General features: G+C 32.2%; 2 protein-coding genes. Both read right to left on the reverse strand.

Annotated features, from left to right (window positions below; translation table 11 throughout):
* Positions 1-150: 150 nt before the first annotated feature.
* A complete protein-coding gene (locus BKK47_RS12240) occupies positions 151-885 on the reverse strand; it encodes an ABC transporter permease (protein WP_244149151.1) in 735 nt (244 codons plus the stop codon).
* A 10-nt stretch (positions 886-895) separates the two neighbouring features.
* Positions 896-1,451 (reverse strand): ABC transporter permease (locus tag BKK47_RS12245; RefSeq protein ID WP_143529637.1); only part of this gene is annotated, 556 nt, incomplete at its 5' end.

The following is a 1,451-nucleotide window of genomic DNA, read 5'->3' on the forward strand; positions in this document are numbered from 1 at the left end:
GAATATCATAGTGATATAACTACTTACCCCTAGTATATTTAAACCGCTCTCGATTATTTGTAGTAAAATTAAAGCAATCAATATGCCAATTAACTTTCCTTTTCCTCCGTCAGGATTGACACCACCCAACACGGATGCCAAAATAGAAATTTATAAATAAGAATCTCCATAGGATGCTTTAGCTGAGTTTAATTTTGACATCATCAATATCGCAGCAAACATACAAAGTAAAGAAGAGATAATATAAACAACAATAATGACTTTTCTAGTATCAATCCCTGAATAAAATGTTGCCTTTTCATTATTTCCAATAAAATAAATCGATTTACCAATTGTTGTTTTCTCGAGTAAAAACCAGACAATCAATGCTAAAAATAGAAATATAATTAAGGGAAATGGGACGAATAAAAACATTGTAGAACTAATAGACATAAAACTTTCAGGAAAATTAGCAATAGTGGAACCATTTGTCACCAAAATATTCAATCCATTAATTAATGTCATTGTTCCCAATGTTGCCAAAATAGGTGATACCTTAACAATAGAAATTAATGTACCATTAAATAGACCAATTAAAAAAGCGCACAGCAGACTTAAGGACAATCCAATCAATAAATACCCAAGACTATCTTGCTTAGTAATAAAATACGCTATGATTAATGCACAAGCATTCATTGTTGCAATAATGGATAGATTAATACCGCTTGTTAGCATTGGGATAGCCATCGCTAAGGTTAAAATACCCAATACAGCAATTTGTGAAGCGATTGATTGAAAATTAGCAATTGACCAAAATATATCTGGAATTAAAATACTAAATATTGAGATAGCAATAATGAATAATAGAAAGAGATATTTGATAGTATTATCTGATTGGAATTTCATTCTCTTCTCCTTATTTTTTTCTTTGTGTAAATGCTGTGACACTTACACTTAAAATAATAATGCCACCCGTAATAACGGTCTGCCAATAGGAAGAAATATTTAATAAATTCAACCCATTTTGAATAACGGCCAATAAAATCACCCCCATTATTGTTCCTGATAGCGTCCCTTTTCCCCCCGATAAACTTGCACCGCCTAATACAACGGCTGCTAATACGGTTAATTCATAACCCAGTAATGAATCCGGTGCAACTGATTGTACCGTATAAGATTGTACAACACCTGCAAGACCAGCCATTAATCCCATATAACCATAAACAACCAAATATAGATAAAGCAAATTGAATCCCATTCTAGAAGTCGCTTCTTTATTTCCACCTAAGGCATAAATCTTACGACCTAGCGTTAATTTATTTGTTATTACAGCCGTCAGTAATATTGCAAATATGGCAACAAGAATTTGAAAAGATAATCCATATTCAAATCCCTCTAAAGTAGTTTGTTTAAATAATATAAACTCTTGCTGAAACCATTCTGGGAAATCATACAGCCAAACACCCTTAGTC

The organism is Rodentibacter mrazii, assembly GCF_001998825.1.
In the GTDB taxonomy this organism is placed as follows: Bacteria; Pseudomonadota; Gammaproteobacteria; order Enterobacterales; family Pasteurellaceae; genus Rodentibacter; species Rodentibacter mrazii.

Bases quoted from the DNA above. Each gene is read 5' to 3' on its own strand.
- BKK47_RS12240 (WP_244149151.1), bottom strand. From the start codon at position 885: ATGAAATTCCAATCAGATAATACTATCAAATATCTCTTTCTATTATTC.